This window comes from Vibrio sp. 1CM2L, assembly GCF_023161695.1.
In the GTDB taxonomy this organism is placed as follows: Bacteria; Pseudomonadota; Gammaproteobacteria; order Enterobacterales; family Vibrionaceae; genus Vibrio; species Vibrio coralliirubri.
The window spans coordinates 1,096,662-1,123,129 of the sequence record NZ_JALNTT010000002.1 but is presented as its reverse complement, the minus strand read 5'-3'; the positions used below and the strand labels follow the sequence as shown (position 1 = coordinate 1,123,129).

26 protein-coding genes are annotated in these 26,468 nt (G+C 45.4%); 16 read left to right on the top strand and 10 right to left on the bottom strand.

Annotation, left to right across the window (positions count from 1 at the left end):
- The first annotated feature begins 451 nt into the window (after positions 1–451).
- The 9 genes from MSG34_RS10055 to luxS all read left to right on the top strand — a co-directional run bounded on the left by MSG34_RS10055 (position 452) and on the right by luxS (position 10,999).
- Complete coding sequence (locus tag MSG34_RS10055; RefSeq protein ID WP_004741884.1) at positions 452–709, top strand: oxaloacetate decarboxylase subunit gamma; 258 nt, start codon at positions 452–454, stop codon at positions 707–709.
- Positions 710–740: 31 nt separating this feature from the next.
- Positions 741–2,525 (top strand): sodium-extruding oxaloacetate decarboxylase subunit alpha, encoded by a 1,785-nt coding sequence (oadA, locus tag MSG34_RS10050; RefSeq protein WP_248337228.1) that lies wholly within the window; start codon positions 741–743, stop codon positions 2,523–2,525.
- 9 nt (positions 2,526–2,534) lie between these two features.
- Positions 2,535–3,665 (top strand): sodium ion-translocating decarboxylase subunit beta, encoded by a 1,131-nt coding sequence (locus MSG34_RS10045; protein ID WP_019825842.1) that lies wholly within the window; start codon positions 2,535–2,537, stop codon positions 3,663–3,665.
- A gap of 172 nt (positions 3,666–3,837) precedes the next feature.
- Positions 3,838–4,791 carry an NADP-dependent oxidoreductase gene (locus MSG34_RS10040; RefSeq protein WP_248337226.1) on the top strand — a complete coding sequence of 318 codons (954 nt, stop codon included), beginning with the start codon at positions 3,838–3,840 and terminating at the stop codon, positions 4,789–4,791.
- Positions 4,792–4,797: 6 nt separating this feature from the next.
- The gene (locus MSG34_RS10035) at positions 4,798–5,259 is read left to right on the top strand and encodes a YqaA family protein (RefSeq protein WP_248337224.1); all 462 of its coding nucleotides are present in this window, start codon (positions 4,798–4,800) and stop codon (positions 5,257–5,259) included.
- A gap of 9 nt (positions 5,260–5,268) precedes the next feature.
- Entirely contained in the window at positions 5,269–8,127 is a 2,859-nt protein-coding gene (locus MSG34_RS10030; RefSeq protein WP_248337222.1) for a pitrilysin family protein, read from the top strand.
- A gap of 99 nt (positions 8,128–8,226) precedes the next feature.
- Positions 8,227–9,795 carry a glutamate--cysteine ligase gene (gene gshA / locus MSG34_RS10025; RefSeq protein WP_048612339.1) on the top strand — a complete coding sequence of 523 codons (1,569 nt, stop codon included), beginning with the start codon at positions 8,227–8,229 and terminating at the stop codon, positions 9,793–9,795.
- A 10-nt stretch (positions 9,796–9,805) separates the two neighbouring features.
- Positions 9,806–10,456: a hypothetical protein gene (locus MSG34_RS10020; protein WP_083994322.1), complete on the top strand. Its 651-nt coding sequence runs from the start codon at positions 9,806–9,808 to the stop codon at positions 10,454–10,456.
- 24 nt (positions 10,457–10,480) lie between these two features.
- The gene (gene luxS, locus MSG34_RS10015) at positions 10,481–10,999 is read left to right on the top strand and encodes an S-ribosylhomocysteine lyase (protein ID WP_017056597.1); all 519 of its coding nucleotides are present in this window, start codon (positions 10,481–10,483) and stop codon (positions 10,997–10,999) included.
- Positions 11,000–11,096: 97 nt separating this feature from the next.
- Here luxS and MSG34_RS10010 read toward each other — a convergent pair whose 3' ends face one another.
- The gene (locus MSG34_RS10010; protein WP_050620024.1) at positions 11,097–12,368 is read right to left on the bottom strand and encodes a CNNM domain-containing protein; all 1,272 of its coding nucleotides are present in this window, start codon (positions 12,366–12,368) and stop codon (positions 11,097–11,099) included.
- A gap of 127 nt (positions 12,369–12,495) precedes the next feature.
- Complete coding sequence (locus MSG34_RS10005) at positions 12,496–13,290, bottom strand: inner membrane protein YpjD (protein ID WP_019825854.1); 795 nt, start codon at positions 13,288–13,290, stop codon at positions 12,496–12,498.
- 200 nt (positions 13,291–13,490) lie between these two features.
- On the opposite strand from MSG34_RS10005, the gene ffh reads away from it, so the two are divergent.
- The 5 genes from ffh (at position 13,491) to rplS (ending at position 17,105) form a co-directional block, all read left to right on the top strand.
- Positions 13,491–14,885 carry a signal recognition particle protein gene (gene ffh, locus MSG34_RS10000; protein ID WP_010435884.1) on the top strand — a complete coding sequence of 465 codons (1,395 nt, stop codon included), beginning with the start codon at positions 13,491–13,493 and terminating at the stop codon, positions 14,883–14,885.
- Positions 14,886–15,097: 212 nt separating this feature from the next.
- A complete protein-coding gene (gene rpsP / locus MSG34_RS09995; protein ID WP_004410028.1) occupies positions 15,098–15,346 on the top strand; it encodes a 30S ribosomal protein S16 in 249 nt (82 codons plus the stop codon).
- 24 nt (positions 15,347–15,370) lie between these two features.
- On the top strand, positions 15,371–15,925 hold the full coding sequence (rimM, locus tag MSG34_RS09990; RefSeq protein ID WP_017063236.1) for a ribosome maturation factor RimM: 555 nt from the start codon (positions 15,371–15,373) through the stop codon (positions 15,923–15,925).
- Between the two features lie 26 nt (positions 15,926–15,951).
- Entirely contained in the window at positions 15,952–16,692 is a 741-nt protein-coding gene (gene trmD / locus MSG34_RS09985; protein WP_019826347.1) for a tRNA (guanosine(37)-N1)-methyltransferase TrmD, read from the top strand.
- A gap of 59 nt (positions 16,693–16,751) precedes the next feature.
- Positions 16,752–17,105 (top strand): 50S ribosomal protein L19, encoded by a 354-nt coding sequence (gene rplS / locus MSG34_RS09980; RefSeq protein WP_004735514.1) that lies wholly within the window; start codon positions 16,752–16,754, stop codon positions 17,103–17,105.
- Between the two features lie 338 nt (positions 17,106–17,443).
- Here the strand turns inward: rplS and yacG are convergent, their stop codons facing one another.
- The 8 genes from yacG to nadC form a co-directional block, all read right to left on the bottom strand.
- Positions 17,444–17,641 (bottom strand): DNA gyrase inhibitor YacG, encoded by a 198-nt coding sequence (gene yacG, locus MSG34_RS09975; RefSeq protein ID WP_010435916.1) that lies wholly within the window; start codon positions 17,639–17,641, stop codon positions 17,444–17,446.
- A gap of 81 nt (positions 17,642–17,722) precedes the next feature.
- Positions 17,723–18,463 carry a cell division protein ZapD gene (zapD, locus tag MSG34_RS09970; RefSeq protein WP_017063237.1) on the bottom strand — a complete coding sequence of 247 codons (741 nt, stop codon included), beginning with the start codon at positions 18,461–18,463 and terminating at the stop codon, positions 17,723–17,725.
- A gap of 26 nt (positions 18,464–18,489) precedes the next feature.
- Complete coding sequence (coaE, locus tag MSG34_RS09965; RefSeq protein ID WP_248337220.1) at positions 18,490–19,104, bottom strand: dephospho-CoA kinase; 615 nt, start codon at positions 19,102–19,104, stop codon at positions 18,490–18,492.
- A gap of 2 nt (positions 19,105–19,106) precedes the next feature.
- Entirely contained in the window at positions 19,107–19,976 is an 870-nt protein-coding gene (locus MSG34_RS09960; protein WP_248337219.1) for an A24 family peptidase, read from the bottom strand.
- 66 nt (positions 19,977–20,042) lie between these two features.
- Positions 20,043–21,272 (bottom strand): type II secretion system F family protein, encoded by a 1,230-nt coding sequence (locus MSG34_RS09955; protein ID WP_248337217.1) that lies wholly within the window; start codon positions 21,270–21,272, stop codon positions 20,043–20,045.
- A gap of 15 nt (positions 21,273–21,287) precedes the next feature.
- A complete protein-coding gene (gene pilB / locus MSG34_RS09950) occupies positions 21,288–22,973 on the bottom strand; it encodes a type IV-A pilus assembly ATPase PilB (protein ID WP_248337257.1) in 1,686 nt (561 codons plus the stop codon).
- Between the two features lie 4 nt (positions 22,974–22,977).
- The gene (locus MSG34_RS09945) at positions 22,978–23,394 is read right to left on the bottom strand and encodes a prepilin-type N-terminal cleavage/methylation domain-containing protein (RefSeq protein WP_248337215.1); all 417 of its coding nucleotides are present in this window, start codon (positions 23,392–23,394) and stop codon (positions 22,978–22,980) included.
- A gap of 253 nt (positions 23,395–23,647) precedes the next feature.
- Positions 23,648–24,538, bottom strand: coding sequence for a carboxylating nicotinate-nucleotide diphosphorylase (gene nadC, locus MSG34_RS09940; RefSeq protein WP_248337213.1), 891 nt, complete (start codon positions 24,536–24,538; stop codon positions 23,648–23,650).
- 83 nt (positions 24,539–24,621) lie between these two features.
- On the opposite strand from nadC, the gene ampD reads away from it, so the two are divergent.
- Both ampD and pdhR read left to right on the top strand, forming a co-directional pair.
- Positions 24,622–25,221: a 1,6-anhydro-N-acetylmuramyl-L-alanine amidase AmpD gene (gene ampD, locus MSG34_RS09935; protein WP_248337211.1), complete on the top strand. Its 600-nt coding sequence runs from the start codon at positions 24,622–24,624 to the stop codon at positions 25,219–25,221.
- 483 nt (positions 25,222–25,704) lie between these two features.
- Entirely contained in the window at positions 25,705–26,466 is a 762-nt protein-coding gene (gene pdhR / locus MSG34_RS09930; RefSeq protein WP_009847596.1) for a pyruvate dehydrogenase complex transcriptional repressor PdhR, read from the top strand.
- Positions 26,467–26,468: the final 2 nt, after the last annotated feature.

Sequence of the window (26,468 nt, the reverse complement as noted above, 5' to 3'; positions counted from 1 at the left end):
CGCTCTTAGCTCAGCTGGATAGAGTACCTGGCTACGAACCAGGCGGTCGGAGGTTCGAATCCTCCAGAGCGCGCCACATTATTAGAAAAAGCCTCGTTTATACGAGGCTTTTTTTATGTCCGCTGTAAATTTGTTGCGACAATGTTAAATTTGCTAATTGTTTAACTTGTTGTATTTAAAGTAGTTCTTGATTACTTCTTTGTTATTCCACCTTTCTCATATCAATTCCCAGAAAAGCCCCGTTTAAGTCACAGTTTAAATATCTAAAAATGACGTATTTGACAGATTTATGTGATCTGATAGCCGAATAATTAACCTTATGTGTGCGTTATCCGTAACAGAACCTTAAACAAAATTGACAAACTTTTACCAATCGAGATAATCCATGGGTCGGGATCACTATTCGCTGAAATCCTGTACGTATGTCAGGATGACGAAGAAAGGAAGCAACATGACTAATATTGGAAGCCTGCTAGGAGATGCGGCGACTCTAATGATAACGGGGATGTCCGTTGTCTTTATTTTCCTAACTATTCTAGTTTACCTCGTTCGGTTGATGTCAAAACTGGTACCAGAAGAAGTACCAGAGCCGATCGCAGCACCTAAAAAAATTCAAAAATCACAATCAAACCCTTCAGCTGTTAGTCCACAGGTAGTGGCAGCAATTTCGGCCGCGGTTCATCAATACCGTGCGTCTACTGCTAAGTAGCATTTAAAGGATTAAAAAGGAGTTTATGAGCATGTCTAAACCACTAGCTATCACAGATGTGGTACTTCGTGACGCGCACCAGTCACTATTTGCTACTCGTATGCGTATCGAAGATATGCTGCCAATTGCGGCAGAACTGGATAAAGTCGGTTACTGGTCACTTGAGACTTGGGGCGGCGCGACGTTTGATTCGTGTATCCGTTTTCTTGGCGAGGATCCATGGGAGCGTTTGCGTGAGCTGAAAAAAGCGATGCCAAACACACCAATGCAGATGCTACTGCGTGGTCAAAACCTATTGGGCTACCGTCACTACGCGGATGATGTAGTAGAAAAATTTGTTGAACGTGCCCATAAAAACGGCATGGACGTATTCCGTATCTTTGATGCGATGAATGACGTACGTAACTTTGAAAAAGCAGTGAAAGCAACGATCGACGTTGGTGGCCACGCTCAAGGTACGTTGTCTTACACAACCAGTCCGGTTCACAACTCAGATACTTGGGTTGATTTGGCTAAGCGCCTAGAGGACCTAGGTTGTCACTCACTATGTATTAAAGATATGTCAGGTTTATTAAAGCCGTATGAAGCAGAAGAGCTGATTACACGTATCAAAGCATCGTGTGACGTTCCTCTAGCACTGCATAGCCACGCGACAACTGGTCTATCGACTGCAACAGCGGTTAAAGCCGTTGAAGCGGGTATCGACATTTTAGATACCGCTATCTCTTCAATGAGCTGTACTTACGGTCATACGCCAACCGAAACAGTTGTTGCGATGTTAGAAGGTACAGAGCGCGACACGAATCTCAAACTAGACCAAATCGAACCCATCGCGGCTTACTTCCGTGATGTACGTAAAAAGTACGCGAAATGGGAAGGTCAGCTGAAAGGTGTCGATTCTCGTATTCTGATCGCTCAAGTTCCTGGCGGCATGTTAACTAACATGGAAGGCCAACTTAAAGAGCAAGGCGCAGCCGATCGCATGGATGAAGTACTAGAAGAGATCCCACGCGTACGTAAAGAGCTTGGTTACATTCCTTTAGTAACACCAACTTCTCAGATTGTCGGTACTCAAGCGGTTATTAACGTCTTAACGGGTGAACGCTATAAGAGCATCACGAAAGAGACTGCTGGCCTGCTGAAAGGTGAATACGGTCAAGCTCCTGCTGAGGTTGATGCTGAACTGCAAGCGAAAGTTCTAGACGGTGCAGAGCCGATTACTTGTCGTCCTGCTGATTTACTTAAGTCTGAAATGGATACGTTAACGACGGATCTGTTAGAGAAAGCGAAATCAGAGGGTATCTCTCTAGCTGAAGATACGGTTGATGATGTACTGACTTACGCGCTCTTCCCACAAGTCGGTCTTAAGTTCCTTAAGAACCGTCGTAACCCTGAAGCATTTGAACCTGCACCAACGCTAGAAGTTACGGCTCCAGTTGCAGCAGCTCCTGTACAAGCTTCTGGTGGTATTGAAAGCTACAGCGTGAAGGTTGATGGTCAAGTTTACGATGTTGAAGTTGGCCCACAAGGTGAACTGACATCCGTGGCGCCATCTGCAAAACCTGCTCAAGCGGCTCAGGCTGCACCAATAGCAGCGTCTGACGCTGAAGCGGTTCCAGCTCCATTGGCGGGTAACATCTTTAAAGTAAACGTTCAGGCGGGTGCTGAGGTTGCTGAAGGCGACGTTCTGCTAATCCTAGAAGCGATGAAGATGGAAACGGAAGTTCGTGCTGCTCGTGGTGGTATCGTTCAAGAATTGAATGTTAAAGAAGGCGATGCAGTTACTGTAGGCGCTCCACTACTAAGCTTAGCGTAAGGGAGTATCATGGAAGGATTGATGACCTTATGGTCTGAAACAGGGATTGCGAACTTTGAGTTCGGCCAGATCTGCATGATGCTGGTTGGTTGCTTACTGTTGTTTTTGGCAATTCGTAAAGGATTTGAACCGTTACTTCTACTGCCTATTGGTTTTGGTGCTGTATTAGCAAACATTCCAAATGCTGGGTTTACTGATCCTGGCGGTTTGCTTTACTACGTTTACTACATTGGTATTGAAACGGGTATTTTCCCACTGCTGATCTTTATGGGTGTTGGTGCGATGACGGACTTCGGTGCGTTGATTGCGAACCCTAAAACATTGTGGCTAGGGGCTGCGGCTCAGTTTGGTATCTTTGCAACGCTATTTGGCGCGATCTTGCTGAACTACGTTCCAGGAATGGAGTTCTCGATGGCCGATGCTTCGTCAATTGCGATCATTGGCGGTGCCGATGGCCCAACTGCGATCTTCTTGGCGAGTAAGCTATCTCCGGATCTTCTAGGTGCTATTGCAGTAGCGGCATATAGCTACATGGCTTTGGTTCCGATCATTCAGCCACCAATCATGAAAGCGTTAACGTCTCCTGAAGAGCGCAAAATTAAGATGGCTCAACTTCGTCACGTTAGCAAAGCAGAGAAGATTCTTTTCCCGCTTGCTGTACTACTGATGACGATTTTGTTCCTACCTTCAGCAACACCTCTAGTTGGTATGTTCTGTTTGGGTAACTTAATGCGTGAAGCGGGTGTGGTTGATCGCCTTTCAAAAACCGCTCAAAACGAACTGATTAACGTTGTAACTATTTTCCTAGGTCTAGGGGTTGGTTCTAAGCTTCAAGCGGATACGTTCTTGAACTTAGAAACACTGGGTATTCTAGGCTTAGGTGCGGTCGCGTTCAGTATCGGTACGGCAGGTGGTGTATTGATGGCGAAGGTGTTGAATCGATTCTCGAAAGAGGACATCAACCCGCTGATTGGCGCAGCTGGCGTATCGGCGGTTCCAATGGCGGCACGTGTTGTGAACAAGGTTGGTCTTGAGGCAAACCCTCAGAACTTCTTGTTGATGCATGCAATGGGCCCGAACGTAGCCGGTGTACTTGGTAGTGCGGTTGCGGCGGGTATTCTATTAGCTCTCGTAGGCTAGTGGTTTTGCTGGGTCATGTATCGTTACGTTAATTGGTCGTCAATTTACGAATGAGCGGTTAACTTCGCCTTATTAAATGGTTTATAGTCAAAGGGATGCTTTCGCATCCCTTTCTTTTTATTATTTAGGGTGCTTGCTCACTAGGGCTTTTATCAATCAAGGAAATGTGGAAATGGAAAATAAACAGATTGCGATTACTCAATTCGGCGGCGTCGAAAACCTAAGTATTCAAACCAGTGCGATCCCTGAGCCTAAGGCTGGAGAAGTGGTGGTTAAAGTTTCCTTTTCAGGCATTAATCCGATTGATGTCAAAACCCGAGCGGGCCTTGGTTGGGCGGCAGCACAAAACAAAGATAACCTGCCTTGGGTGCCTGGCTACGATATTTCAGGGCAAATTGTCTCGCTAGGTGAACAGGCTGAACGCTTTACTGTTGGTGATAACGTGGCTGGCTTTATTGGTTTTCCACTGCAAGGTGGCGGTTACAGCCAATATGTGTGTGTTCCAGAAGCTGCATTAAGTATGGTTCCTGATTCTGTCACTCTAGAAGCGGCAGCTGCATTACCACTCGCGAGTCAAACAGCGGCACAAGCGCTCAACAAAGCCGAAGTGAAAGAAGGCGACCGCGTGCTTATTTTAGCGGGCGCGGGCGGCGTTGGTCACCTTGCGGTTCAAATTGCAGTGGCAGCAAAAGCTGAGGTTTACACAACCTGCAGCGAAGCCAATCTTGATTACCTTGCGACGCTAGGTGCTCACGCGATTAACTATAAGTTTGCGCCAGCATCAGAAAGAGTATCTGATGTCGATGTGTTGATTGATTTGGTCGGTGGCGATACCGCGCTTGATGCATTGAAGTGCCTAAAAGATGGCGCGCGAGTAGTGACAGTACCGACTCTATCTGCAGAACTTATCTGTGAGAAAGCAACACTATTAGGTTTTACTGCATCAGGCATGCTGGTTGAACCAAACCCTGAGCAAATGGACACCATGCTTTACATGGTCAGTGTCGGATTGCTCAAAACAGAAATTCAAGGTATCTACCAGTTAGGTGAGGCGCAGTCGGCTCATCTGCAGGTTGAAACCGGACACACCAGAGGCAAGGTGCTACTTAAAATGCAAGAAAGTTGATAGGCAGTGTTAGAATTTTTTAACTCCCTTTTTGAAAATATCGCGCTGTGGTTCTCGGACTCGGCGCTGTGGGTACTGTTCATTAGTGGCTTCTTGAGTGCCACGTTACTACCCGGTGGTTCAGAAGCTAGCCTTGTGGCTGCATTGAGCTTAGATCAGTTTTCAACCTCATCGATCATTCTAGTGGCGACATTAGGCAATACCTTAGGCGGCCTCACTAACTATTGGATTGGTTTGTGGTTGCCTAATCGAACTCAATCTGAAAAGTATGGTCATAAGGCTATGGCTTGGCTGAGTCGTTATGGCTACTGGACACTGTTATTTAGTTGGTTACCGATCATTGGTGACCCTTTGTGTCTAGCGGCGGGTTGGCTCAGAATGAAATTCATCCCTAGCGTTATTTTGATAGCGATTGGCAAAGCCGCTCGCTATAGCTTACTTGCTGCTATCTACTTCGGTTTTTTCTAAGGAGAACCTATGAAAAAGGTTTTACTTGGTACATTTTCTCTTATCGCCATTGCTGGCTGTTCTTACAATGTACCTAGCTCAACGCCCTTCTTTTCCTCGTTACCTGAAGGTGTCTCTCTGTTAGAAGAGGTTAAGCCTTCTAAAGATAAAGTGGTGATTCCTTACACCAAGTATCAGCTTGAAAACGGCCTGACCGTTATTCTTTCCCCTGATGATTCCGATCCGTTGGTGCATGTTGATGTCACTTATCACGTCGGTTCAGCACGTGAAGAGATTGGTAAGTCGGGCTTTGCTCACTTCTTTGAGCACATGATGTTCCAGGGTTCTGAGAACGTTGGTGACCAACAGCACTTTAAGATCATTACCGAAGCGGGTGGTTCGTTAAACGGCACGACCAACCGTGACCGCACCAACTATTTTGAAACTGTTCCTTCTAACCAACTTGAGAAAATGTTGTGGTTAGAATCAGACCGAATGGGCTTCTTGTTGGATGCAGTTTCTCAGAAGAAATTTGAGGTGCAAAGAGGCACGGTCAAGAACGAGCGAGCGCAGAGCTACGAAAATCGTCCTTACGGCTTAATGTGGGAACGCATGGGCGAAGCGCTTTACCCAGAAGGTCACCCTTACTCTTGGCAACCAATCGGCTATGTTGAAGATCTTGATCGTGTTGACGTGAATGATCTTAAAGCGTTCTTCCTGCGTTGGTATGGCCCAAACAATGCCGTGTTAACGATTGGTGGTGATATCGACGTTGATGACACGCTAGAGTGGGTGAACAAGTACTTTGGCCCAATCCCTCAAGGTCCTGAAGTGAAGGCAGCAGAGAAGCAACCTGCTGTTCTGACTGAAGATAAGTACATCACCTTAGAAGACAATATTCGTCAGCCGATGGTGCTTGTGGGTTGGCCAACAACGTATCGCGGTGAAGAGACGCAAGCTTCCCTGAATGCATTGTCTAACGTGTTAGGTTCAGGTACCAACAGTTACCTATATCAAAACCTCGTAAAAACGCAGAAGGCCGTCAGCGCTGGTTCTTTCCATGATTGTGCTGAGCTTGCTTGTACCATGTACGTGTATGCAATGGGCAACTCAGGTGAAAAAGGCGATTTGACGGTTCTTAATAAAGAGCTGATGGATACCCTAGAGCAATTCTCGAAAGAGGGCGTTGAGCAAGAGCGTTTAGACCAGATCACTGGCATGGCAGAAGCGAATGCTGTTTTTGCATTGCAAAGTGTTAAAGGTAAGGTGTCGCAACTCGCGTCGAACCAAACCTTCTATGGTCAGCCTGATCGGATTGAATCACAACTCGATCAAATCCGAGCGGTGACGCCTGAGAGCGTAAGTAAGGCATACCAAGATTTCATCGAAGGTAAGCACAAGGTTACCTTGAGTGTGGTTCCTAAGAAAAAGCTCGATTTAGCGGTTCGTGAGGCGACCTTTACCACGCCACCACGTACGTTGCCGGAATACAGCAAGGTGACGGAAGACCAACTGGATTTCAGAAAGGCACCGAACACATTTGATCGCAGCGTAATGCCAGAAGTGAACTTTGGTGTTGAGGCGACCATGCCTGAGTTGTACCGCATGCACTTTGCAAATGGCACGGACTTGATTGGTACTGTGACCAGCGAAACACCGACAGTACAGCTACAAATTCAACTTCCAGCTGGCGAACGTTATGTTCGCAAAGGGCAAGAAGGCCTAGCGAACCTAACGGCTTCGATGATGGAAGAAGGCTCAACCAAACGAACCGTTGAAGAGTTACAAGCGACCTTAGATAAACTTGGTAGCAGCGTGAGCATTAGTGCAGGCAGCTACACCACAGATATTTCAGTCTCGACGCTAGAGAAAAACTTGCCTCAAACCTTAGCGATTGTGCAAGAGGTTCTATTCGAGCCTAAGTTCGATGAGCAAGATTTTGAGCGCGTTAAGAAACAGATGCTAGAAGGTGTTGTGTATCAGCACCAACAACCAAGCTGGATGGCGTCTCAAGCAACACGTGAGGTGCTGTTTGGCGACAGTATTTTTGCTCGAGCGAGCGATGGTACTAAAGCTTCTCTATCGAAACTCACTCTAGACGATGTGAAAAAATTCTACGATCAACACTACACACCTGAAGGTGCCAATATTGTTGTTGTGGGAGACATCTCGAAGAAAGAGATTGGAAAACAGCTACAATTCTTTGAAGAGTGGCAAGGCGATGCAGCTCCATTAACGCGTCCACAGATCGTCAAAGAGCTTTCAGGTCAACACCTGTATTTGGTAGACAAACCGGGTGCGCCGCAAAGCATTGTTCGCTTGGTTCGTAAAGGCCTGCCGTTTGATGCAACGGGTGAATTGTATTTGAGTCAGCTAGCTAACTTTAACTTAGCGGGTAACTTCAATAGCCGTATCAACCAGAACCTACGTGAAGACAAAGCTTACACTTACGGTGCAAGCGGCTACTTCGCAAGTACTCGAGAAACTGGTGCTGTGGTATTTAGCGCGCAGGTAAGAGCGAATGCGACGGTTCCATCGATTCAAGAGTTTATTAATGAGCTGAACGAGTTTAGTCAGAGTGGATTAACTGACGAAGAGGTGAAATTTATGCGCCTTGCCGTCGGTCAACAAGATGCGCTCAAATACGAAACGCCAAGTCAAAAGGCTGGGTTGTTGAGTAATATTGTCGCATTGAGCCTTGATGAAGATTACCTACAACAGCGTAATCAGATAGTTGAAACGGTTTCAAAAGAGACCTTAAACGAGCTATCTAAGAAATGGTTTGACCCGAATGATTATCAAATAATCGTTGTTGGTGACGCGACTTCGCTTCGCCCGCAATTAGAAAAGTTAGATATTCCAATAGAAGAGCTTGAAATCATTCGTTAGAGTACACATTAAAGGGGGAGGGAAGAGACTCTACTTTTCTCCTCCAACCTAATTTATGATAGTTCTAATCAGAACAATATAAGATAAGTGAACTGAATTTTGACTGATTTTGCTGCGCGACTAAAGCAAGTTGCAACCAACCCTAAGACCTTCTCTCAATTTGGTCGTGGTGTTGAAAGGGAAACATTACGCTACACGGAAGATGGGCACCTTGCTACTGGGCCGCACCCTGAGGCTTTGGGATCTGCGTTGATGAACGAATGGGTAACGACCGATTTCTCTGAGTCGCTACTGGAATTTATCACGCCTGTTTCTAACGACGTTCCGACGCTTTTGAATCAGTTGTCTGATATCCATCACTTCACGCAAACCAAGTTAGACGGCGAAAAACTATGGCCGCTTTCTATGCCTTGTTACGTTGGCAGTGAAGATTACATTCAGCTAGCGCAATACGGCACCTCGAATAACGGTAAGATGAAGACCCTATATCGTGAAGGCCTAAAACGTCGTTACGGTAGCCTGATGCAGATTATCTCTGGTGTTCACTTCAACTTCTCTTTCCCAGAAAGCTTTTGGGATAGCCTGTTTGGAGAGCAAACAGAAGAAGCGCGTTGTGAATCTAAGTCAGATGCTTACTTCGGTTTGATTCGTAACTACTACCGCTTTGGTTGGTTAATCCCATACTTCTTCGGTGCTTCACCTGCACTATGTTCTTCTTTCATCAAAGGAAGAGAGACAAGCCTACCTTTTGAAAAGATTGGCGAGACACTGTACTTACCAAAAGCAACGGCATTGCGCCTGAGCGATCTTGGCTACACCAACAGTGCGCAAAGTGTATTGAAGATTGGTTTCAACGGCCTAGACCAATACCTTGAAGGTTTGAATCAAGCGATTCGTACACCATCGGAAGAATTCGCCGAGATTGGCACTAAGGTTGATGGTGAATACCGTCAATTGAATAGCAACGTACTGCAAATTGAGAATGAGCTTTACGCTCCAATCCGTCCTAAGCGTGTAGCGAAGAGTGGTGAGAAGCCATCTGAAGCATTGGCACGTGGTGGTGTTGAGTACATTGAGGTTCGCTCTTTAGATGTAAACCCATTCAGCTCAATTGGTATCAATGAGCAGCAAGTTCGCTTCTTAGACTTATTCCTAACGTGGAGTGTGCTAACGGATTCTGCAGAGATGGATAACTGCGAGCTTGAATGCTGGCGTGATAACTGGAACAAGGTGATCCTAGAAGGTCGTCAGGTTGGTCTAGAGCTGCAAATCGGTTGTCATGGCGAGCGATTGTCTCTGCAAGATTGGGCGAAGCGTGTCTTCAAAGATCTGCGCTCTATTGCCGAGATGATGGACGCTGAACAAGGTGGTCGTGCATACCAAGAAACGTGCGATACGCTTGAAGCTTGGATTGATAACCCAGAGCTGACCATTTCTGGCCAGTTGCTAGAAGAGACTAAGAAGTTAGGTGGCTTAGGTAAAGTGGGTTGCGCGTTAGGTAAAACGTACGCTCAGCAACACAAAGCGCACCAATACAAGGTATATTCAGCTGAGCTGATGGAAGCAGAAGTTCAACGCTCTGTGATTGCTCAGCAACAAAGTGAAGAAGCAAGCACTCAAGATTTTGATAGCTTCTTAGCGGATTATTTTTCGTATTTAAAAGCATAGCGAGACTTTGGTGGAAAGGAAGCAAGCCTTATTAGGTCAGCCTACTCGTGTGAGTAGTAAATGGTTACCTGTAGCAACTGTTGGTGTTGTCTCTAGCCTATTGGTTGGATGTGCAACGCCACCGCCAAAGCAGCAAGATAATTTGTGTAGCATCTTTCGAGAGCACCCTTCATGGTATGAAGATGCCTTGGATATGCAAGAAGAGTGGGGCACGCCGATTAACGTCGCGATGGCTTTTGTGAAACAAGAGAGTAGCTATCGTCATGATGCGCGCCCACCTAAAGATTATATTCTTGGCTTTATACCGTGGGGGCGTGTAAGCAGTGCCTACGGTTATGCACAAGCTCAAGACCCTGCTTGGGAAGATTTCCAAAAGGCGACCAATAACGGTGGCTCAAGAACCAACTTTGATGATGCATTGATGTTCATCGGTTGGTATACCAGCGAGACGCGTCGTCAATTGGGCATCTCACTATGGGACCCATATAACCAATATCTGGCTTATCATGAAGGCCGTGGTGGTTATAAGCGCAAGTCGTACAACAGCAAGCCATCGTTGATTAAGGTGGCGCGCAAAGTCGAACAGCAAGCAAAAGATTATGGATGGCAGCTGAAACAGTGCCGCAAAGAACTAGAAGACAATCGAAGCTGGTTTTTCTAAAGCCAGCCGTCATGGAGAAGAGCAATGCCTTTATTAGATAGTTTCACTGTTGATCACACACGCATGAACGCACCAGCAGTTCGTGTTGCTAAAACAATGCAAACCCCAAAAGGGGATACCATCACTGTGTTTGACCTGCGTTTTACTGCGCCAAACAAAGACATCCTATCTGAGAAAGGTATCCATACTCTAGAGCACCTATACGCTGGTTTCATGCGAAATCAATTGAACGGTTCAGATGTAGAGATCATCGATATCTCACCGATGGGTTGCCGTACGGGTTTCTACATGAGCCTGATTGGTACGCCTACAGAGCAACAAGTGGCTGACGGTTGGTTGGCAGCGATGCAAGACGTACTGAAAGTTGAGAACCAGAATAAGATCCCTGAGCTGAACGAATACCAATGTGGTACCGCGGCAATGCACTCTTTGGATGAAGCGAAAGAGATTGCGAATGCGATCATCGCTGCAGGTATTTCTGTAAACAAGAATGATGAACTGGCACTGCCTGAGTCTATGCTGCAAGAGCTTAAAATCGACTAGTCATTGATCGCCACCCTAGATAGGGCGAGTTAGATACTAAAAGACCCGGTTCAATGAACCGGGTCTTTTGTTTATGTGAGCTTCAATGATAACTCAGTTAGCCGTTCACGATCTGTGGGAACACGCGCACTAGTTTGATACGGTTCTCTTCGAGTTCAACAATTTCCATTGGGTGCCTGGCTACCTGAACACTGAGGTGACTCTCTGGAATATCTTCAAGGTGTTCCAGTATCAAACCATTCAGAGTTCTTGGGCCATCGGTAGGCAGTGCCCACTGTAAGCCTTTGTTGATGTCTCGGATATTGGCGCTGCCTTCAATCAAGAAGCTGCCATCGCTTTGCGGAGTAATTTCTTCAGATAAGCTTGGGGCGATTGAGGTGGTAAACTCACCTACGATCTCTTCAAGAATATCTTCTAATGTAACCAAGCCGTTGATATCGCCATACTCATCAACAATCAAGCCGATGCGCTGCTTATTGCGTTGAAACTTAAGCAGTTGAATATTGAGTGGTGTCGCTTCAGGAATAAAGTAGATCTCATCCGCTGCACGCAACAGGGTCTCTTTATTGAATTCGTTCTTTTCAAGCATCAGGCGGTAAGCTTCACGCAGCCTAAGCATACCAACCACTTCATCTATCTGGTCACGGTACAGCACCACACGGCCATGAGGCGAGTGAGTCAGTTGACGAACGATAGATTTCCAGTCGTCATTGATGTCGATGCCAGTAATCTCATTACGTGGCACCATGATGTCGTTCACGGTGACGTGCTCTAAATCCAGAATAGACACCAACATATCTTGGTGACGCTGAGGGATCAGGCTACCTGCTTCATTTACCACGGTTCTAAGCTCTTCTGAGCTCAAGTGGTCGGTTGCATCATGGCTGGCTTTAACGCCTAAGATACGAATGAAGCCGTTGGTAATGAAGTTCACTAAGATCACCAATGGTGACAGCACCTTCATCAGTATCATCAAAAGGATACTACTCGCGTAAGAGACACGTTCAGGAAATAGAGAAGCGATGGTTTTTGGTGTTACCTCAGCGAATACGAGGATCACGAGAGTCAGGGTACCAGTAGCGATAGCCACACCGATATCCCCGTAGATGCGCATACCAAGAATAGTCGCGATCGCAGATGCAAGAATGTTGACGAGATTGTTGCCGATGAGAATGAGGCCAATCAATCTGTCTGGGCGGTTCAGAAGTTTTTCTACGCGTTTGGCACCTTTATGACCCGTATTGGCCAAGTGCTTTAAACGGTAGCGGTTCAGGGACATCATGCCCGTTTCGGAACCAGAGAAATAACCAGAAATTACAATGAGACACGCGAGTAGCGCAAATAAGATACCCGTTGATATGTCGTCCAAAACTATTCTTTTCCTATTTGTGTATCTTGATTAATTTATGACCGAACATGGTCGAGATGTCAATTGAATGTATTGCACTCAATATTTTAAAGGCAAGGTATGTGAGACCTTGCCTTTATTTTACAGACTAGTTCAGGATGATTTCCTGGACGAAGCGGCTACCGAAGTAGGCTAATGTGAGCATGCTGGCGCCGGCCAGTGCGAACCAAGTGACTTTCTGTCCACGCCAACCTTTCTGATAGTGACCCCACAGAAGGATGGAGTAGATAACCCAAGCGATAAAAGACAACACAGCCTTGTGTGCTTTTCCTTGAGCAAACATATCTTGTACGAAGATGAGACCCGTCAACAAAGTACCCGTTAATAAGCCATTACCAATCAGAATGATCTTGAAAAGCTGTCTTTCCACCATCATTAAAGGAGGTAGGTTAGGGTTTATCACTAAGGCTTTTTTCTTTTTAAGTTTGTGATCTAGCCACGCAAGTTGCAGGGCGTATAGTGCGCCGATAGTTAACGTTGCGTATGAGAATAGAGCCAAAGAGATGTGCACGAGCAGTTTTGGGTCATTCTCTAGATGTTTGATGAAGGTGCTTGGAAGAAAAGTGGCAGCCATTAAGTTCAGTGCCGCGAAGCTATAAACGACGGGTAAGATGAACCACAGACGGGTTTTGAGCATCGCACCACTCATTACCACAGATATGATTAAACTGATTAATGAAGCAACGTTCAAGATACTGAGGTTTTGGCCACTGGCATTAAAAATCAAATCGCCAAGCAACCAAGCATGGAAAGCGAGAGCAAGTAATGCGCTGATAAACACCGTTTTTACACGGATTCCTGTTTGGTGCACGAGACCTGGAATGATCGTGGAAATCGCCATTGTATAAAGAAAGGCTGCTGCGATCGCAATAAGACTGTCCATGGTATCCATTTTAATGATTACTAATTGGCGAATTATACCTCGCATCGCTCTTTGGGGCTATGGCGAACCTCATTCAATTCCAAGTGAATAATGTCTCACATCACAAGCACGGATGATTAACGCTCTACAACGGGTATGACTCTAATCCGCGCTAATGTATACTCACAGTAATAGTCGCAGTTTTGAGCGAAGAGAAAACTATGTTTGATAATTTAACGGATCGTCTATCCAAAACGCTGAAGAACATCAGCGGTAAAGGTCGTCTGACCGAAGACAATATTAAAGAGACGCTGCGTGAAGTACGTATGGCGCTACTTGAAGCCGACGTTGCACTGCCCGTTGTCCGCGATTTTGTTAAGCGCGTAAAAGAAGGCGCTGTGGGTGTTGAGGTTTCTAAATCTCTAACGCCTGGTCAAGAATTCATTAAGATCGTTCAAGCTGAACTTGAAGCGGTGATGGGTGAGTCTAACGAGGCTCTTAACCTAGCAGCGCAGCCGCCAGCCGTTATCTTAATGGCGGGTCTACAAGGTGCGGGTAAAACCACATCGGTAGGTAAGCTATCTAAGCTTCTAACTGAGCGTGATAAGAAGAAAGTCTTGGTTGTATCTGCCGACGTTTACCGTCCAGCGGCGATCAAACAGCTTGAAACGTTAGCAAGCGATGTTGGCGTAGACTTCTTCCCATCTTCAGCTGATCAAAAACCTCTTGATATTGCAAACGCTGCAATCGACCACGCGAAGAAGAAATTCTACGACGTGCTACTTGTCGATACTGCGGGTCGTTTGGCTATCGATGAAGAGATGATGGGCGAGATCAAAGAGCTTCATACTGCAATTAAACCAGTAGAGACACTGTTCGTTGTTGATGCAATGACAGGTCAAGATGCTGCGAATACTGCAAAAGCCTTTGGTGATGCGCTACCACTAACCGGTGTTATCTTGACGAAAGTTGATGGTGATGCGCGTGGTGGTGCTGCTCTGTCTGTTCGTCATATCACAGGCAAGCCGATTAAATTCTTGGGTGTTGGTGAAAAGACTGACGCACTAGAACCGTTCCACCCAGATCGTGTTGCTTCTCGTATCTTAGGTATGGGCGACGTACTGTCTCTTATTGAAGACCTACAGAAAAACGTTGATACCGAGAAAGCAGAGAAACTGGCTAAGAAGTTCAAAGAGAAGAAAGGCTTTGACCTTGAAGACTTCCGTGAACAGCTAGGTCAGATGCAAAATATGGGCGGCATGATGGGCATGATGGATAAGCTTCCAGGCATGTCTCAGCTACCAGATAACGTTAAAGATAAAGTTGATGACAAGATGTTCAAGCAAATGGAAGCGATCATCAACTCTATGACCATGAAAGAGCGTCAACGCCCTGACCTAATCAAAGGTTCTCGCAAAAAGCGTATTGCCGCTGGTTCTGGTACACAGGTACAAGATGTAAACCGTATGCTTAAGCAGTTCACCCAAATGCAGAAGATGATGAAGAAGATGCAGAAAGGTGGCATGAAAGGCATGATGCGCAACATGCAAGGCATGATGGGCGGCGGTGGAGGTATGGGCGGAATGGGTGGTGGCTTTAACCCGTTTGGCCGATAATCTACAAATGTAAGCTTTAGCTACGTTACTTTTCATAGTGTTAGCCGTGTCACAGAAAGTGTACGGCAGCTATGTTGGTGAAAAAATAGCTAAAGCCCTTGCATTGCACCGGAATAAGAGTAAAATTCCGGGGCTTTAATTTGGCACGAGACCCCAAGCTATTTACTTATACTTGGGGTTAATTATTTTATTAAGAAAGCAAAGAGGACGACATGGTAACCATTCGTTTGGCACGTCACGGTGCAAAGAAGCGCCCATTTTATCAAATCGTAGTTGCGGATAGCCGTAACGCTGCAACTGGCCGTTTCATCGAGAAAGTAGGTTTCTTTAACCCTACTGCTCAAGGTCAAGAAGAAGGTCTACGTCTAGACCTAGATCGTGTTAACCACTGGGTTGGTCAAGGCGCATCTCTATCTGATCGTGTAGCTAAGCTAGTTAAAGACGCTCAAAAAGCGGCTTAATTCTTTTTTAAAGAGAAATAGCTTATGTCGATGAAGGGTAAAGAAACTATGAGCGAGCAAAACAATAGAATTGTCATGGGTAAACTTGGGTCTACCTATGGTATTCGTGGCTGGCTTAAAGTGTTCTCCTACACAGACAATGCTGAAAGCATATTTGATTACAGCCCTTGGTATTTAAACCTAAAGGGTAAGTGGGTTGAGTACAAAGTTGAGAGCTGGAAACGTCATGGCCAAGGTTATGTATGTAAGCTAGCGGGATTAGATGTTCGTGAAGACGCGCAACTGATGACTAACTTTGAAATTGCTATTGACCCTGCTTCGTTACCTGAATTGTCAGAAGATGAATTCTACTGGCGCGAATTGTTCGGTATGCAAGTTTTTACCACTAAAGGTTACGACCTTGGTGAGGTCACTGACCTATTAGAAACTGGCTCGAACGATGTTCTAGTAATCAAAGCAAATCTTAAAGATGCTTTTGGCCAAAAGGAACGGTTAGTACCGTACCTTGAAGAGCAAGTGATCAAGAAAGTTGATCGCGAAGCTCGCCGGATCGAAGTTGACTGGGATCCTGGATTCTAACTCCAAATTACAGAGCGAGAGAACACATGTGGGTTGGCATTATTAGCCTTTTTCCTGAAATGTTCCGTTCTGTTACTGATTTTGGAGTAACAGGTCAAGCGGTTAAAAAAGGTCTTTTATCTATTGAGACATGGAATCCTCGTGATTTCACTCATGATAAACATCGCACTGTTGATGACAGACCTTACGGTGGTGGTCCTGGCATGTTAATGATGGTTCAGCCTTTGCGCGACGCTATCAAAACGGCCAAGCAAGCAGCACCGGGAAAGACGAAAGTTATCTATCTTTCACCTCAAGGTCGTAAACTCGACCAGAAAGGTGTTGAAGAGCTGGCAACAAACGAGAATTTACTTCTTATTTGTGGTCGCTACGAAGGGGTAGATGAGCGCATCATTCAATCTGAAGTTGACGAAGAATGGTCGATTGGAGATTTTGTGATGACGGGTGGCGAACTGCCAGCCATGACGCTGATTGATTCAGTATCTCGGTTTGTTCCGGGTGTACTTGGAGATTTCGCTTCAGCAGAAGAAGATTCTTTTGCAAATGGTTTGCTAGATTGTCCCCATTATACGCGCCCTGAGGTGCTAGACGATAAAGATGTGCCATCGGTACTCAAGTCTGGAAACCATAAGGACATTCGTCGCTGGCGATTAAAACAATCGTTGGGCCGAACTTGGCTAAGAAGACCAGAACTCCTGGAAAACCTAGCTCTGACTGACGAACAGGAACAATTACTGGCTGAATTCATTAAAGAGCAACGCTCTTAACGAAAAGCAAGCAGTAACCTATTAAATTTAGTATCAGTTTATTCTAGGAATTTATACAAATGAGCAACATCATCAAGGCTCTTGAAGAAGAGCAACTAAAATCAGACCTTCCTAAATTCGCACCAGGTGACACTGTTGTAGTTCAGGTTAAGGTAAAAGAAGGTGACCGTGAGCGTCTACAGGCTTTCGAAGGCGTTGTAATCGCTATTCGTAACCGTGGTCTACACTCTGCATTCACAGTTCGTAAGATCTCGAACGGTGAAGGCGTAGAGCGTGCGTTCCAAACTCACTCTCCAATGGTTGATAGCATCGAAGTTAAACGCCGTGGTGCAGTACGTCGTGCCAAGTTGTACTACCTACGTGAGCGTTCTGGTAAGTCAGCTCGTATTAAAGAGAAGCTTACTAAGAAGTAATTCTTTTTGCATTCTATCGATAAAAGCGGAGCCATTTGGCTCCGCTTTTTTGTGCCTGCTATTTAGAGTTGCGCAGGTAAGAGATCCCCAATTCGGCTCGTACCTCACTCTTGGGGATGACGACAGTAGTACAGGCTTAAATGCAACCGTCATTCCCTAGACTGACGAAGGAAGGAGTAGGGAATCTCTTTCAGTAAATACCAAACTATCGGCAATAAAAAAGGATTGACGTTAAACGCCAACCCTCCAAAATTTACTCGCTACTCGCTACTCGCTACTCGCTACTCGCTACTCGCTACTCGCTACTCGCTACTCGCTACTCGCTACTCGCTACTCGTTTAGTACGGATCTTCCGACCAACCATCGCTATCAGACATGTCTGGTGCGCCAGCGATGCTGTTCTCTTCGTCTGCCCATTCACCGAAATCAATCATCTGACATTGCTTGCTGCAAAACGGGCGGTGCGGGCTTTGTTCACCCCATTCAACATCGGCATTACATTGAGGGCATTTAACGATGGTGATTTTCTTCGACATAGTGATTCTTAATTTGAGGATGTAATAATAGTGAGTTTAGGCTCGAGTTGAGACTCAAGCCAAACTATAAAAGGAAATTAATTAGGTGCAGATAGCCAATTCAAATTCGATGTCTTGAGTACAGGCTTGCCCAGTTTCAAAGCTCATGAACTTAACAGCAAAGCGGTTCTTGTGACCTGAAATCATCGGGTAGGCACCGTATTGCATTGGAATAGAAAGACGAAGGATATTCGCTTCATCGGCATCGCTCTGGAAGAAGCCAGCACGAGCGATTTGCTCTTTAAAGTGACCCGTTTCTCTGGTGAGCTTTAACCATAGTGTTAGCGCTTCATACAGAGGCTGTAAGCTATCCATCCAAGCTTTAGCATCTCTCATTCTCTTATCAAGAGGGAGGTGCAGCCAATAATGCAGTGCGGGCAAATCAAAGCAGCATGAGCCACCTGGAAGATTAAAGCGTTGGCGAATCGCACTCAGAAAGCGGTCTTCCTTTAGTGACTGGCCAAAACGCTCTGCCTGCATCAGATCACGATAGATGTTACCAATGTCATTAAGCAGTGATGTCAGCATCTCTTGATCGACACCTTCAACATCCAACCAACTTTTGTAGGTTACACGTTGCTTCTCAATATCTTTTGCCAGTTCGCTCTTGAGTTGGATCTGTTCGAAGATTTCAATCAGATCAAAGATGGAACGGAAAAAGAGTTGATACTGTTGAGCATCGGAAAATGTAGAAGACAAGTGTAGCTGCCTCAAGAGTGATTCGACTCTTAAGTAGATGCGTGTTTTCTCATTTAGAGGATGTTCAAATTTATGGGTGATCATCGAGCAAACCTTCATTCAACATTGTTCTATTCTGACCCATCTACAGCACTGATTGCCAGATACTTTTGATGTAAATCTGTGATTTGAGGCAAAAGTTCTTGGTTTTTAGTATGGTTTTTAATCACGTCATCTGCAACTGCTAAGCGTTGTTCTCTTGAAGCCTGTGATTTTAAAATTGATGCAACTTGTTCCCTAGAAACATTATCACGACTCATCGTTCGTTCTATTTGCACTTCTGCTGGCACATCAACAATTAATACGCGATCGGCCATGCCTTGCATTTGGTTTTCCACCAATAGAGGTGCAACTAATAAACCATACGGGGATGTGATTTTAGACAGGTCACTGTCAATTTTGTCACGGATCATGGGATGAAGAAGATCATTGAGCCACTGCTTCTCTTTAGGATCAGAGAAGATTAGCTCACGCAGCCTACTTCGGTTGAGTGTTCCATCGTCAAGCAAGATAGATTTACCAAAGTGTTCTGTAATTTGTTTTAAGCCGTCACTGCCCAGCGCAACCACTTCACGTGCCACGATATCAGCATCAACAATATCAATATTAAAATGTTCATTGAATAGGTTAGCGATGGTGGTTTTACCACTGGCGATACCGCCGCTTAATCCGATAATGATTGCCATGGTTAAATTCCTAGTACAGAAGTGAAATACCAACCCATGATGTCGTTACCCCACATCAAGCTGACCCATCCTGCAATTGCAAGGTAAGGGCCAAATGGAAAGGCTTTATCTATACCTTGCTGTTTCAAGCGAAGTTGAATTACACCAAACACAAGGCCAACCAGCGAAGATAAAAGGATGATCATCGGTAGGTGTTGCCAACCAAGCCATGCACCAAGTGCAGCCAGGAGTTTGAAGTCACCGTAACCCATGCCTTCTTTACCTGTGAGTAGTTTGAATAACCAATACACCGACCACAGAGCTAGGTAGCCAGCCATTGCGCCAACCACAGAATCTTGCAGCGATACTGGGCTGATATTAAACAGTGCTAAAGCGATACCGGACCATACCAAAGGCAAGGTGATTTGATCAGGCAACAACATAGTATCGAGATCGATAAAGGTCGCGGTAATCAGTGCGAAGGTGAAAAAAATCAAAGCAATGGCGTAGTAACTGAAACCAAAGTGGCTAGCAACCATTGTGCAAAGTATTGCGGTAAGCAGTTCGACCAAAGGGTAGCGAGCACTGATTGGATTAGCACAGCTGTGACACTTACCCTTTAAGAACAACCAGCTTAACACTGGAATATTATCGACGATTCTTAATTGGGTTTTGCATTTCGGGCAGGTAGAGCGAGGAATGCTGAGATTAAACTTTCCCTCTGGCGCTGGAATTTTATATTGAGAGAAATATTCCGAGCACTCTTGTTGCCATTCGCGTTCCATCATAATCGGCAAACGGTGTATGACTACGTTGAGGAAGCTGCCGATAAGAAGGCTAAAAATGAAAGCTAATACGGGGAATAGCCAAGGATAGTAGTGAAATACTTCCATAGTGTCCTTTACCACTTAATCAAGGTGAGCAGAGATTGCTGCTCATGGGTGTTTAGTTGCTTTTTACTATCCTAACACACTCATAAGATTAAAGATCGGTAAGTACATCGCAACCACAAGCCCACCAACGACAGTACCTAAAAACACTATGATCAGCGGCTCTAGAATTTTGCCCAAATTGTCGACTGTATTGTCGACTTCAAACTCGTAAATGGAAGCGACTTTATTAAGCATATCATCAAGGTTGCCTGACTCTTCGCCGATCATCACCATCTGTAACACCATTTCAGGGAAGGCATTGGTATTGCGCATTGCGATATACATTGGCATGCCAGCAGCCGTTTCTCGGTGAACCTCAATGATGGCCGATTCATAATGCAGGTTGCCTGCGGTTTTGGCGGTGGTTTTTAGGCTCATCAAAATCGGAATGCCAGAACTAAAGCTTGTTGATAAGGTTCGGCTGAATTTGGCAATAGAGGCTTTGGCTAATACGCCACCAAGAACAGGAAAGCGTAATCCTAGCCGACTAACAGACAGTTTGATCGAGTGGGAACGCTGACACAGTTGGTAAATAATCAGGACAACAAGCCCGATGCTTAGCGCCGTATAGAAGCTATAAGCCTGCATCCAATGGGAAAGGTAGAGTACTTGTTGGGTGAACCAAGGCAGGTCGGCGCCAAAGCCTGAAAACATCGACTCAAATTCCGGAATCACCATGGTCAGCATTAAATAAGAAACGGTCAGTGCAACGGTGACCACCATGGCGGGGTAGATCAGTGCTTTGACGACTTTGGATTTTAGCTGCTCGCTCTTTTCTCTATAGGTCGCTAAGCGTTCGAACACTTGTGCGAGGTTACCGGAGAGCTCGCCTGTGGCAACCAAATCGGTATAGAGGTCATCAAAGTGGCGGCTTGCAGTTCGCATCGCTTTTGATATAGGCGTACCGGCTTCTACACCTTTGCATATATGCGATAAGATTGATTTCATTTCAGCTTTGCGGTGATTGTCTGACACCAACTTGATGGCTTGCACGATGGGCACACCAGTGGCAAGCATAGTAGCAAGCTGCCTAGTCAAAATAGTGATGTCTTTGGCTTTGACTCTATGAGTTAAACGAGTGACGGCTGAAATACTTTTCTTTTTGATTTTCTTAATCTGAATATGCTGTTCTTTGAGCTTTTCTCGTACTTCCAATTCGGTGAGCGCTAACGTTTGCCCAGACACTTTCTTACCTGAGCTGTTAATACCTTTCCAGTGATAGCTTTTTAATTGTGATTGCTTGGACTTGCTACTCATTGGTGCTCCATTGGTTTATATGTACAGAACACGTTGCAGCTCTTGATAGCTGGTGGTGCCTTCAAGCAATTTATCTAATCCTGACTCTTGCAGAGTTCTCATGCCTTCTCGACGTGCCAAGTTTTCAATGGCTAACGCGTTCGGTTTGTCGATCAGGCTGCTTTTCAGTTGATCGCTAAACGGCATCACTTCATAGATACCCACTCGCCCCGAATAACCCTGGTTACACTCATTGCAACCTTGAGGACTCGCTTTGTAGATGGTTTGGCTGTTAGGAATCGAGTGACGCAGAAATATGTCTGGCGAGTCGTCACTTTCTTTACAATGGTTACACAACCGCCTTGCCAGTCGTTGGGCGATAATCAAACTCAATGATGAAGCGAGGTTAAAGGGTTCTATCCCCATATGAGCGAGTCGAGTGACGGTTTCTGCAGCGGAATTAGTGTGCAGTGTCGAAAGCACTAGGTGACCGGTTTGCGATGCTTTGATCGCGATCTCTGCGGTTTCTAAGTCGCGGATCTCTCCAACCATTACAACATCAGGATCTTGTCGCAAAAATGATCGAAGTGCTTCAGCAAACCCAAAGCCGATCTTAGGTGTCACTTGTACCTGATTGATACCACACAGGTTAATCTCCACTGGGTCTTCAGCAGTTGAGATGTTGCGTTCCGTAGTGTTAAGCACTCTCAGACCAGTATATAGGGAGACGGTTTTTCCGCTGCCAGTAGGCCCTGTCATTAAGATCATCCCTTGCGGGCGTTTTAGCGCATTGAGGTAGAGTGCTTTTTGATCTTCGGTGTAACCTAATTTATCGATATCTAGATTGGCCGAGCTGCTATCAAGCAGCCGAAGAACGATCTTTTCACCCCATAAGGTCGGCAGCGTTGATACACGCATATCAATCGCCAAGTCGTCATTTAGACGCAGTTTAATACGACCGTCTTGAGGCAAACGGCGTTCAGCGATATCAAGCTTCGCGAGGATCTTTAAGCGAGCTGATAGACGACGACTTAAGTGAGAGGCGGGTTGCTGTATTTCAACAAGGATGCCATCACAACGCAGGCGTACTCGGTAGTGTTCTTCATAAGGTTCGAAGTGGATATCTGATGCGCCCTTACGTACCGCATCAACCAGTATCTGATTGATAAATCGGCTGACTGGGGAATCGTCTTGGCTAAGATCTTCAATCGACGCTATCTCGTCGTCAGACACTTCAACAAGATTGGCGAGTTCGTCTTGAGTGATCTCTTTGCGTTTAGAGTCTTGCCCTGAAATAGAGCGGCCATACAGCTTGCGTATAGCGCCTTCTAATTCGGAGTAGTTGGCGACAACCAATTCGATCTGCAACCCTGTCGCGAATCTAAAGTCGTCTTCCGCTTGTAAATCGGTCGGGTCGGCGGAGGCTAGTGTGAGAGTAGAGCTAGAGACTGCAATCGGTATAGCACGATACTTGGTAATCAGCTCGCGAAGCCCTAATTGGTCACATAAGGTTTCATAGTCCGTATTGGCAAGTTGTACTAACGGTAAGCCGAAGATGGTTTTAATGTTGTTTGCTAAGGAATCGCCGCTGAAGAACTCCAGAACGAGCAAAGCTTCAGGTGTCGAAATACCTGAAGCTTGTACGTGTTCCGTAACGGCTTGTTCTTGAGTCAGGCTAAGTAAGTCAGCCTGACGAAGAACGGTTGGGAGGTTGGTTAGCACTAAATTAGTCACAACCTTCTAAATCTATAGAAATTAGTGATGCGCCAGTGCGTGTGCATTCCCAGCCTGTTGACTCTCTAGCTATTGAGATAGAAGCGCCAGATAATGCACCGTCATCAAAGGTAAATTTTAAGCCAGTAGAAACGGCAGTATCAAGCTCTAACACACCTAAAGAGTTGATATCTCCCTTAGTTCCTATATCGGCTAAGGATGTCGGGACTCCCTCTTCTTGTATGTAAAGTTCAGCTTGAGTTATTGCTGTTTTTAGTGTTGCTAATGCAGAAGATGCTTGGCTTTTGGACACATAGTCTTTATATGCAGGAACAGCTATAGCTGATAAAGCACCAATAATCGCTACTACAATCATCAATTCAATCAGCGTAAAGCCTTTCTGGTTCGTTCTTTTGTTCTTGTTATTCATTGTTTAATTCCATTCTTTAGTTTGTTTCAGTGCAGACACTGGTTGATGGAAAGAATAGAAGTCGAGATGAGGAAGTGGAATGGTGTTCAGGTGTGGTCGCGAGTGGTTTGGTATTTATTGGTGTAGTGTTTCATATAGCGCGCAAATTTATGCGATCAACTTAAATAAGTGATTGAAACACTGATAATTCAGGTAATAAAAAAGGCACTGTTATCAACAGTGCCTTTACATAAATTATTTATTATTCAGTCAATTACGCTTTGAATCTCATTGATAGGTCCATTGCTTTAAGGTGCTTAGTCAGTGCACCTACAGAGATGTAATCAACGCCTGTTTCAGCGAACTCAGCAATCGTATCTAGAGTTACGTTGCCAGAGTTTTCTAGCGCAGCACGTCCAGCGTTGATTTTCACAGCTTCACGCATCATGTCTGTGGTGAAGTTGTCTAGCATGATGATGTCTGCGCCAGCACTGATCGCTTGCTCTAGCTCTTCTAGGCTTTCGGTTTCCACTTCAACTGGCTTACCTGGGTTCAGCTCTTTTGCTGTAGAGATAGCCTTCTCAATGCCACCACAAGCGATGATGTGGTTTTCTTTGATTAAGTAAGCATCGAACACACCAATACGGTGATTGAAACCGCCACCACAAGCCACCGCGTATTTCAGTGCGCTGCGTAGGCCTGGGATGGTTTTACGCGTATCCAACAGGCGGCATTCAGTATGCTTGATTTTGTCTGCGTAGATAGCCGTAGTAGTCGCACAACCAGATAGCGTTTGAATGAAGTTCATTGCGTTACGCTCACCGGTCAATAGCGCGCGAGCTGGGCCAGTTAGCGTGCAAAGCGTTTGGTTTGGTTCAACCTTGTCGCCATCTTCTACATTCCACTCGATAGTCACTTCACCGCCCAGTTGCTTGAACACTTCGTCAGCCCAAGCTTTACCGCAGAACACGCCGTGCTCACGGGTAATAATGCTTGCACTGTTGATTGCGTCAGCAGGGATTAGACTTGCCGTAATATCAGCCGCTGGATCTAACGTACCACCTAGATCTTCTTTGATAGTCTCGGCTACTGCACGAGTGATCTCTAGAGGCAGTTGCTCTTTTAAGTAGTCAAGGCGTTGGTGGCTGTTATGTGTGTTTTTCATCGCAAATCTAATCTTGAAAGGGAGTGGGAATGGAATGATACTCTTGCTTAACTTCAAATTAAAGAGGCTAGCGCGACTGCTCTATGGGCAAGGTCACATCTTATTGTGCTAGCAGAAAAGAAAGTGAGACCAAGATGACGATCAGCTCCAACGGATGGTACGACAACGCTCGGCATGTTCCTTCTCCGTATTTTGATGCTCGACCGAGTGCCGACGATATCTCTTTGCTGGTGTTTCACAACATTAGCTTGCCTCCGGGTCAATTTGGTGGGCCTTACATAGAACAGTTTTTTACGGGCAAACTCGACCCGAAGGAACACCCGTTTTTTAAGGTGATTCACCAAATGGGCGTATCGGCGCACTGTTTGATTCGTCGCGATGGGGAAGTGGTGCAGTTCGTTTCTTTCTTAGACCGAGCTTGGCATGCTGGCCAGTCGAGCTTTGCAGGGCGTGAAAGGTGTAATGATTATTCGATTGGTATTGAACTGGAAGGCAGTGACTTTGTGGCTTATAGCGAGCAGCAGTATCAAGCGCTTGCCAAATTAACAGAAACGATAGTATCGACGTTCCCTCAAATCACCAGCGAACGTATCACTGGCCATCAATACATAGCACCCCTGCGCAAAACTGACCCTGGCTTGGTGTTCGATTGGCAAAAATTTAAAGGAAAGCTCCAAGCTTAGGCCTCTGTTTTTGACGATGGCCTTACCGCTGGTGGGCGTTGAATAGTCAACGCCTATCATAATGACTTGTGAATTTTTGTTGTTGCGATGTAAAGAAAGTGGTGAAGAGAAGCGCATCAATAAATTGAGAGTGTGACGAGCTTATCAAACACTCATTTATTAAAACTTATGAACAGAATTTCCACCCTAAATGTGCGCTTGGTTCGATTTTTAGACAAGTGACGCTAATCTTTCTGAAACAATTCATTTTTATCCTGAAACTTTCTAGCACGAACACTCCCCAAAAGTATTACCCCTGTAAATGGTAAGACCAATTTGGTTGCTGTTTTAAATTTCATTTGTTAAATCATGGTTAATTCACGCTGTATTCTATGATGCAGGTCAATTTTAGGCTGGACAGTGGCGTTTTAATTATGTTAATTTCTGCCCAACTTAAAATTGGTATTACCAATTGTCAGCGAAGAAAAAGAAGAACAACAAACTATGGCTTATCAAAGGATTCGTCAGCCAAAACTCTCCGATGTTATCGAACAAGAGTTAGAAAGGTTGATAGTGGAAGGAACACTGGCTCCAGGGCAGCAGCTGCCGCCTGAGCGCGAACTGGCGAAACAGTTCGATGTGTCTCGTCCTTCAATCCGAGAAGCGATACAACGTTTAGAAGCAAAACGCTTGCTTACTCGCCGTCAAGGTGGAGGTACGTTTGTTAGCGAAAATATCTGGAAAAGCTTTTCAGATCCTTTGCTTAATTTGTTGTCGTCCCATTCTGAAACCCAACTAGACTTGTTGGAATCGCGTCATGCGATGGAAGGGATTTCGGCTTACTTCGCGGCATTGCGTGGAACTGATGAAGACTTTGCTCGAATTCAAGCATGCCAAGAAAAAATTCGCGGTGCGCAAGATAAGGGTGATATTGAAGCCGAATCTGCAGCAGTGATGGCTTTTCTTATTGCTTTAACAGAGGCAGCGCACAATGTGGTGTTATTGCACATTGTTCGTAGCTTGGCTCCGTTACTCGAACAAAACGTCTTAGAAAATTTAAAGCTGTTGCATCGTCGTAAAGACGTTGTGGAGAAAGTGAGTATACATCGAGCTAACATTGTGGATGCGATCGTTTCAGGACAGCCAGAACAGGCACGTGAAATGTCACACTCTCATTTAGCTTACATCGAAGAAACATTGATGGATTTGACCAAAGAAGAGTCGCGCCGCGAACGTTCTTTACGTCGAATTCAACAGGGTAAATAGCC

Bases quoted from the DNA above. Each gene is read 5' to 3' on its own strand.
- MSG34_RS10055 (WP_004741884.1), top strand. From the start codon at position 452: ATGACTAATATTGGAAGCCTGCTAGGAGATGCGGCGACTCTAATGATA.
- oadA (WP_248337228.1), top strand. From the start codon at position 741: ATGTCTAAACCACTAGCTATCACAGATGTGGTACTTCGTGACGCGCAC.
- MSG34_RS10045 (WP_019825842.1), top strand. From the start codon at position 2,535: ATGGAAGGATTGATGACCTTATGGTCTGAAACAGGGATTGCGAACTTT.
- MSG34_RS10040 (WP_248337226.1), top strand. From the start codon at position 3,838: ATGGAAAATAAACAGATTGCGATTACTCAATTCGGCGGCGTCGAAAAC.
- MSG34_RS10030 (WP_248337222.1), top strand. From the start codon at position 5,269: ATGAAAAAGGTTTTACTTGGTACATTTTCTCTTATCGCCATTGCTGGC.
- luxS (WP_017056597.1), top strand. From the start codon at position 10,481: ATGCCTTTATTAGATAGTTTCACTGTTGATCACACACGCATGAACGCA.
- MSG34_RS10005 (WP_019825854.1), bottom strand. From the start codon at position 13,290: ATGGACAGTCTTATTGCGATCGCAGCAGCCTTTCTTTATACAATGGCG.
- ffh (WP_010435884.1), top strand. From the start codon at position 13,491: ATGTTTGATAATTTAACGGATCGTCTATCCAAAACGCTGAAGAACATC.
- rpsP (WP_004410028.1), top strand. From the start codon at position 15,098: ATGGTAACCATTCGTTTGGCACGTCACGGTGCAAAGAAGCGCCCATTT.
- rimM (WP_017063236.1), top strand. From the start codon at position 15,371: ATGTCGATGAAGGGTAAAGAAACTATGAGCGAGCAAAACAATAGAATT.
- trmD (WP_019826347.1), top strand. From the start codon at position 15,952: ATGTGGGTTGGCATTATTAGCCTTTTTCCTGAAATGTTCCGTTCTGTT.
- rplS (WP_004735514.1), top strand. From the start codon at position 16,752: ATGAGCAACATCATCAAGGCTCTTGAAGAAGAGCAACTAAAATCAGAC.
- yacG (WP_010435916.1), bottom strand. From the start codon at position 17,641: ATGTCGAAGAAAATCACCATCGTTAAATGCCCTCAATGTAATGCCGAT.
- zapD (WP_017063237.1), bottom strand. From the start codon at position 18,463: ATGATCACCCATAAATTTGAACATCCTCTAAATGAGAAAACACGCATC.
- coaE (WP_248337220.1), bottom strand. From the start codon at position 19,104: ATGGCAATCATTATCGGATTAAGCGGCGGTATCGCCAGTGGTAAAACC.
- MSG34_RS09960 (WP_248337219.1), bottom strand. From the start codon at position 19,976: ATGGAAGTATTTCACTACTATCCTTGGCTATTCCCCGTATTAGCTTTC.
- MSG34_RS09955 (WP_248337217.1), bottom strand. From the start codon at position 21,272: ATGAGTAGCAAGTCCAAGCAATCACAATTAAAAAGCTATCACTGGAAA.
- MSG34_RS09945 (WP_248337215.1), bottom strand. From the start codon at position 23,394: ATGAATAACAAGAACAAAAGAACGAACCAGAAAGGCTTTACGCTGATT.
- nadC (WP_248337213.1), bottom strand. From the start codon at position 24,538: ATGAAAAACACACATAACAGCCACCAACGCCTTGACTACTTAAAAGAG.
- ampD (WP_248337211.1), top strand. From the start codon at position 24,622: ATGGGCAAGGTCACATCTTATTGTGCTAGCAGAAAAGAAAGTGAGACC.
- pdhR (WP_009847596.1), top strand. From the start codon at position 25,705: ATGGCTTATCAAAGGATTCGTCAGCCAAAACTCTCCGATGTTATCGAA.